Origin of the sequence: Streptomyces boncukensis, from assembly GCF_011045075.1 — a bacterium.
GTDB classification, from domain to species: Bacteria; Actinomycetota; Actinomycetes; order Streptomycetales; family Streptomycetaceae; genus Streptomyces; species Streptomyces boncukensis.
This window is the reverse complement of the sequence record NZ_JAAKZZ010000377.1, coordinates 1-7,439: the sequence shown is the minus strand read 5'-3', so window position 1 is coordinate 7,439 and position 7,439 is coordinate 1. Positions and strand designations below refer to the sequence as shown.

Below are 7,439 nucleotides of genomic sequence, written 5' to 3'. Positions count from 1 at the left end.
TATAAGAGACAGGGTGTGTCCCGTTGTGCCCCGCCATCCCCGCTGGCCACGCTCGGCGTGCGCGCGCTCGGGGCCGCGCGCGGGGCCACCGCCCCTTCGACGCCGACTGGAGCCCGTATGGGACCCGTGCCATCCGCCCGCGACGGGGCCGCCGCGCCGGACGAGGGCGTATACGAGGACGTATACGAGGACGAGGTGCCGCCGCACATCCACCGGCGCGGCAGCGTGGTGGTGCGGTGGCTCACCACGACCGATCACAAGACGATCGGCACCCTCTATCTGACCACGTCCTTCGCCTTCTTCTGCCTCGGCGGGGTGCTGGCGCTGGTCATGCGCGCCGAACTGGCCCGCCCCGGGATGCAGATCGTGTCGCAGACGCAGTTCAACCAGGCGTTCACCATGCACGGCACGATCATGCTGCTGATGTTCGCGACACCGCTGTTCGCCGGCTTCACGAACTGGATCATGCCGCTGCAGATCGGCGCCCCGGACGTGGCGTTCCCGCGGCTGAACATGCTCGCGTACTGGTTCTATGTGCTGGGCTCGCTCGTCGCGGTGTCGGCCTTTCTGCAGCCCGCAGGGCCCGCCGACTTCGGCTGGTTCGCCTACAGCCCGCTCTCGGACGCGGCGCACTCGCCGGGCGTGGGCGGCGACCTGTGGATCATGGGGTTGGCGCTGTCCGGGTTCGGCACCATCCTGGGCGCCGTCAACTTCATCACCACGATCATCTGTATGCGGGCCCCCGGGATGACGATGTTCCGGATGCCGATCTTCTGCTGGACCGTGCTGCTGACCAGCGTGCTGGTGCTGATGGCGTTCCCGGTGCTGGCCGCGGCGCTGTTCGGGCTGGAGGCGGACCGGAAGTTCGGGGCGCATGTCTTCGACGCGGCCAACGGCGGCGCACTGCTGTGGCAGCATCTGTTCTGGTTCTTCGGGCACCCCGAGGTCTACATCATCGCGCTGCCGTTCTTCGGCATCATCAGCGAGATCATCCCGGTATTCGCCCGCAAGCCGATGTTCGGCTACCTCGGTCTGATCGGCGCCACCATCGCCATCGCGGGCCTGTCGGTGACCGTGTGGGCGCACCATATGTTCGTCACCGGCGCTGTGCTGCTGCCCTTCTTCTCCTTTATGACGTTTCTGATCGCGGTGCCGACCGGAGTGAAGTTCTTCAACTGGATCGGCACCATGTGGCGCGGTTCCCTGTCCTTCGAGACCCCGCTGCTATGGGCCATCGGATTTCTGGTGACGTTTCTGTTCGGCGGCCTCACCGGGATCATCCTGGCCTCGCCGCCCATGGACTTCCACGTCTCCGATTCGTACTTCGTCGTGGCACACTTCCACTATGTGGTGTTCGGCACCGTGGTCTTCGCGATGTTCGCCGGGTTCCACTTCTGGTGGCCGAAGTTCACCGGGAAGGTGCTCGACGAGCGGCTCGGGAAGATCACCTTCTGGACGCTGTTCATCGGCTTCCACGGCACCTTCCTGGTGCAGCACTGGCTGGGCGCCGAGGGCATGCCCCGCCGGTACGCCGACTACCTGGCGGCCGACGGCTTCACCGCGCTGAACACGATCTCCACCATCAGTTCGTTCCTGCTGGGCCTGTCGCTGCTGCCGTTCTTCTACAACATCTGGAAGACCCACAAGTACGGCGAGGCCGTTGACACCGACGACCCGTGGGGCTACGGCCGCTCGCTGGAGTGGGCCACCAGCTGCCCGCCGCCGCGGCACAACTTCCTCACCCTGCCGCGCATCCGCTCCGAGTCCCCGGCGTTCGAACTCCACCACCCCGGGATCGCGGAACTGGGCGACGGACAGGCCCCCGCCCCGGCCGCACCGGAGAGGTGAGCGCGCATGCGCAGGGAACACCGGCCGCCGCCGCCCGGCGCCCCGCGCGAGACGGCGCAGCAGGCCGCCCGCGACGGACTCCGCAGCCTCGACGGCTATCTCTACTGGCAGGCCGAACTCGCCGCTGCGCACCGCGAGGCCGCCGCCTTCTGCGACCGGCTGCCCTGGCTCACCGGCGCCGAGCGCCGCGACGTCGAGGAGCACTACGCGCGCGCCCGCGCCGAGGTCTCCGAGGCGATGACCCGCCGCGTCGCCGCGCGCTGCCGCGAACTCCAGGCGGAGTACGAGGCCCGCTACCGCGCCCTGCGGCGCCGGCTGGCCGCCTGCGCCGTCTCGGCCGCCGCCGCGGTGTGCGGCTGCGGTTTCCTCGTCGAGGTGCTGCGCCGCGTCTGACCCCCGATCCCACACGCCGCGCCGGGCGGCGTCAACCGGTCCGCAAAACAGGTGTCCTGCCGACGGGACACTCCCAGCGCACCGTGGAATTGCCCCCGCAGCCCGTGCCTTGCCTCCCCGTATGGCTCGCTCATAGAGTGAAACTCGCCAGCTGCCCGACCGGATCTCACGGGTTCAGCGGCACGCTCTCCTTTCCGGCCGAGCTGTTCGGCCATCGGTGTCCCGCACATTCCTTTCCGTTGCCGTGCGCGGCAATTCGCGGTGCTTGCCCGTGCGTTCCGACGGCTTCGGGTATTGCTTGACTCGGCAGTCGGCGGCCAGGAATCTGTGGGGGCTTTCAGAGCCGGTGAATTCTGGTCCGACGATGTGAAACCACAATGGGGGATGGTCTCTTTGAGTTCCTTTGAGCGGGGTCGGCCGCTGGGCGAGCTCAGTGACGCCGAGGTGCGGGCGCAGACCATTCCCGCCCTGTTCGAGCGGCAGGTCGCCGCGGCGCCCGACGCGTCCGCGCTGCTCGCGGCGGACGCATCGGAGGGCTCCGGCGGGACGCTGACCTACCGGGAACTCGACGCGCGGGCGAACCGGCTGGCACGGGTGCTCGTCCGGCGCGGGGTGGGCCCCGAGTCCGTGGTGGGCGTGGCGCTGCGCCAGTCGCCCGAGCTGTGGGTGGCGGCGCTGGCGGTGCTGAAGGCCGGAGGCGCGTATCTGCCGCTGGACTCCGCACACCCCGCCGACCGCCTCGGCTACATGCTGACGGACTCCGCGGCGTGCCTGGTCGTCACCGACACGGCCCAGAGCGGTGCGCTGCCTCGGACGGCGAAGCCCGTGCTGCGCCTGGACGACCCGGCCCTCGCGGACGAGGCCGCCGCCACCGGGTCCGGCCCCGTGGCCGACGGCGAGCGGCACGGCCCGCTGCGGGTCGCCCACGCCGCGTACGTCATCTACACCTCGGGCTCGACGGGGCGGCCGAAGGGCGTGGTCGTCACCCACGGCGGGCTGGCGAGCCTGCTGGCCACGCATGTCGACCGGCTGAAGGCGACCCCCGGCAGCCGGGTGCTGCAGTTCGCCTCGCCGAGCTTCGACGCCTCGGTGTGGGAGCTGTGCATGTCCCTGCTCTCCGGCGCCGCGCTGGTGGTGGCCGGCAAGGACCGGCTGGCTCCGGGGGCGCCGCTCGCGGAGACCGTCGACGCGCACCGCGTGACCCATCTGACCCTGCCGCCCCCGGTGCTCGCGGCCGTGCCGGCCGGCGCCCTGGCCACCGTCGAGCACCTGGTGGTCGCGGGGGACGCCACCTCGCCGGAGCTGGCGGACACCTGGTCGGCCGGCCGGCGCATGATCAACGCCTATGGGCCGACGGAGACCACGGTGTGCGCCACCATGAGCGCGCCGCTGGCCGGGGACGGCGCGGTGCCGCCCATCGGACGGGCGATCACCGGCACCGCCGTCCATGTGCTGGACGACGCGCTGCGGCCGGTGCCCGCCGGAGTGACCGGCGAGCTGTATGTGTCCGGCGCCTCGCTGGCCCGCGGCTACCTCGGGCGGCCCGCGCTGACCGCGGAGCGGTTCCCCGCCTGCCCGTTCGGCGCCCCCGGCGAGCGGATGTACCGGACCGGGGACCTCGCGGAGTGGACGCCGGACGGCGAACTCGTCTTCCACGGACGCGCCGACACCCAGGTCAAGATCCGCGGTATCCGGATCGAGCCGCACGAGATCGAGGCGGCCCTGACGGCGCATCCGGGCGTGGCCCACGCCGCCGTGCTCGCCCGCGACCCGCGCGGTACCGGCAAGCAGCTGGTGGCGTACGTGGTCCCGGTCGGCCGCGGCGGCGTCGGCGCCGCCGACGAGGCCCCGGCCGCGCAGGCCGCCGCCGCGCCGGGCGGCGCGTACGGGAGCATCGCGCTCGACTCCGGCTTCGAGGTGGCTCAGCTGCGCGCCTTCGCGACGGCCCGGCTGCCGGAGTCCATGGTGCCCGGCGCCTTCGTGGTGCTCGACCGGCTGCCGCTGACGCCGAACGGGAAGCTGGACCGGGCCGCGCTGCCGGAGCCGGAGCTGACCGGTGCCGCCTACCGGGCGCCGGGGTCGCCCCGGGAGGAGGTCCTCGCCGGCGTCTGCGCCGAGGTCCTCGGCCTGGACCGGATGGGCGTCGACGACGACTTCTTCGCGGTCGGCGGGGACAGCATCCAGTCGATCCAGGTGGCCTCCCGGGCGCGGGCGCGCGGCGTGGTGGTCAGCGCGCGGCAGGTCTTCGAGTGCCGCACGGTGGCCGCGCTCGCCCGCGCCGCGGCCACCGGCGGCGGCCCCGGGGCCGGTCCCGCGCTGGAGGAGTTCGAGGGCGGCGGCGTGGGGCCGCTGCCGCTGCTGCCGGTGGCGCGCTGGATCAGCGGCTGGGGACCCGGGTTCGACCGGTTCCTGCAGGCGATGGTGCTGGAGCTGCCCGACGGCATCGACCGGCCCGGCCTCGCCGCCGCCCTCGGCGCGCTGCTGGACCGCCACGACCTGCTGCGCAGCCGGCTGGTGCCGGACGGTGGCGGGGAACTGGTGGTCGAGCCGCCCGGCACGGTGGACGCGGACGCGCTGATACGCCGCGTCGACTGGGACGGCCACGGGGACGCGGAGCCCTGGCGCCGGCTGGTGCTGGACGAGCTGGAGGCCGCCGCTCAGCGGCTGGACCCGGCGGCGGGCGCGGTGGCCCGGTTCGTGTGGTTCGCCCCGGAAGAGGGCCCCGGGCGCCTGCTGGTGGTGCTGCACCACCTGGTCGTGGACGGGGTCTCCTGGCGGGTCCTGGTGCCCGATCTGGCGGCGGCCTGGGAGCGGATACGGGACGGGAGGGCGCCGGAGCTGCCGCCCGTGGGCACCTCCGTACGGCGCTGGGCGCACGCTCTGGTGGCGGAGGCGGCCCGGCCCGGACGGGTGGCCGAGCTGGAGCTGTGGCGGTCCGTCGTCGAGGGCCCTGACCCGCTGCTGGGCACCCGGCGGGTCGACCCCGGCACCGATGTGATGTCCACCGTGCGCGGCACCCGGGTACGGCTCCCGGCAGAGGTCACCGAGGCCGTGCTCGGCACCCTGCCGAAGGCGTTCCACGGCGAGGCCAACGACGGCCTGCTGGCCGGGCTCGCCCTGGCCGTCGCCGAGTGGCGGCGCAGACGGGGCGTCGAGGAGACCTCCGCGCTGATCCGGCTGGAGGGGCACGGCCGCGAGGAGAGCGCGGCACCCGGCGCCGACCTGTCCCGCACGGTGGGCTGGTTCACCAGCGCCTTCCCGGTCCGCCTCGACCTGGCCGGGGTCGATCTCGACGAGGCGTTCGCCGGCGGCCCGGCCGCCGGGCGTGCGGTCAAGGCCGTCAAGGAGCAGCTGCGCACCGTACCGGACAAGGGCATCGGCTACGGGCTGCTGCGGCACCTGAACCCGGACACCGCGGCAGTACTGCGGGAGCACGGGATCGGCCAGGTGGGGTTCAACTACCTGGGCCGGTTCTCCGCCTCCGCCGACATGCCCGAGGAGCTGCGCGGCCAGGGCTTCACCCAGGCCACCGACGTGCCCGAGCTGGCCGAGCTCGACGCGGCGCACGACCCGCGGATGCCCGCGCCCGCCGAGCTGGACGTCAACGCCTCCGTCACCGACACCGCCGAGGGCGCCCGGCTGACCGCCCGGTTCGACGCCCCCGCCGGGGTGCTCGCCCCCGAGCTCGTACAGGAGCTGGCCGACCTGTGGTGCGCCGCGCTGCGAGGGCTGGCCCGGCACGTCGCGGAGCCGGGCGCGGGCGGGCTGACGCCGTCCGACGTGCCGCTGGTGACCGTGGGCCAGAGCGACCTCGACGAGTGGGAGGGCCGCTACCCGGCGCTGGCGGACGTGTGGCCCACCACCGGGCTCCAGCGGGGCCTGCTGTTCCACTCGATGCTCGACGACCACCCGGACGACCACCCGTTCGACGCCTACCAGGTGCAGTACGTGCTGCACCTGTCCGGCCCCGTGGACGCGGCCCGGCTGCGCACGGCGGCACAGGCGCTGCTGGAGCGGCACCCCGCGCTGCGGGCCGCGTTCCTGCCCGACGCCACAGGGGACCTGGTGCAGCTGATCGTCGAGGGCGTACGGCTGCCCTGGCGGGAGGTCGACCTGGGCGGCCTGGGCGAGGACGAGCGGAGCGACACCTTCGAGCAGCTTCTGGCGGAGGACCTGCGCGCCCACTTCGACCCCGTAGCGCCCCCGATGCTGCGGATGACGCTGGTCCGGCTGGAGCCGGAGCGGTGCGAACTCGTCCTGACCGCCCACCATGTGCTCTTCGACGGCTGGTCGCTGCCGCTGCTGATGCAGGACCTGCTGCGCCTGTACGCCTCCGGCGGGGACGGCTCCGGGCTGCCGCCGGCGCCGAGCTACCGCGACTTCCTCTCCTGGCTCGCCCGGCAGGACCGCGAGGAGTCCTCCCGGGCGTGGCGGCGGGAGCTGGACGGCCTGGACGAGCCCACCAAGCTGGTGCCGGGCGTCCCCTCCGGAACCGGCGGCTCCGGCATCGGGCACGCCGATGTCCCGCTGCCGCCGGACACGGCCCGCGGCCTGTCCCGGCGCGCGACCGAGCTGGGCGTCACCCTCAACACCGTCGTCCAGGGGGCCTGGGCGCTGCTCACCGGGCAGCTGACCGGCCGTCAGGATGTGGCCTTCGGCTCCACGGTGTCCGGCCGCCCGCCCGCGCTCGCGGGCGTGGACTCGATGGTCGGCATGTTCCTCAACACCGTGCCGGTACGGGTGCGGCACGCCCCCGGAGACACCCTCGCCGAGCTGCTGACCGGCCTCCAGGACCGCCAGTCGGCGCTGCTGGACCACCACCACTACGGGCTGACCGACATCACCCGGGACGCCGGGTTCGACTCGCTGTTCGACAGCCTCATCGGCTTCGAGTCCTTCCCGCTGGACCGCGCCGGCCTCGCGGAGGCGAGCGCGGCGGCCGGGATCGCCATCACCGGCATCCGGTCGTTCACCGCCAGCCACTACCCGCTCACCGTCCTGGTGTTCGTCGAGCCCGACCAGCTGCGGGTGACCGTCCAGTACCAGCGGGACGCGCTGGACGCGAACGCGGCCGGGGCCGTCGCCCGCGGCTTCGGCCGGATCCTCGCACAGCTCGCCGCCGACCCCGCGCAGCGGGTGGGCGCGATCTCCCTGGTGGGCGAGGGTGAGCGGGAGTTGGTGCTGGGGGAGTTCGGTGG

The 7,439-nt window shown here is 73.3% G+C and carries 3 protein-coding genes; all 3 read left to right on the top strand.

Annotated elements, in window-relative coordinates; genetic code table 11:
- Positions 1–117 precede the first annotated feature (117 nt).
- Positions 118–1,848, top strand: a complete 1,731-nt coding sequence (gene ctaD, locus G5C65_RS27195) for an aa3-type cytochrome oxidase subunit I (RefSeq protein ID WP_165301600.1) — start codon at positions 118–120, stop codon at positions 1,846–1,848.
- 6 nt (positions 1,849–1,854) lie between these two features.
- Positions 1,855–2,241, top strand: a complete 387-nt coding sequence (locus G5C65_RS27190; RefSeq protein WP_165301598.1) for a hypothetical protein — start codon at positions 1,855–1,857, stop codon at positions 2,239–2,241.
- 393 nt (positions 2,242–2,634) lie between these two features.
- The coding region (locus tag G5C65_RS27185) for a non-ribosomal peptide synthetase (RefSeq protein WP_165301596.1) at positions 2,635–7,439 on the top strand (4,805 nt) is incomplete at its 3' end.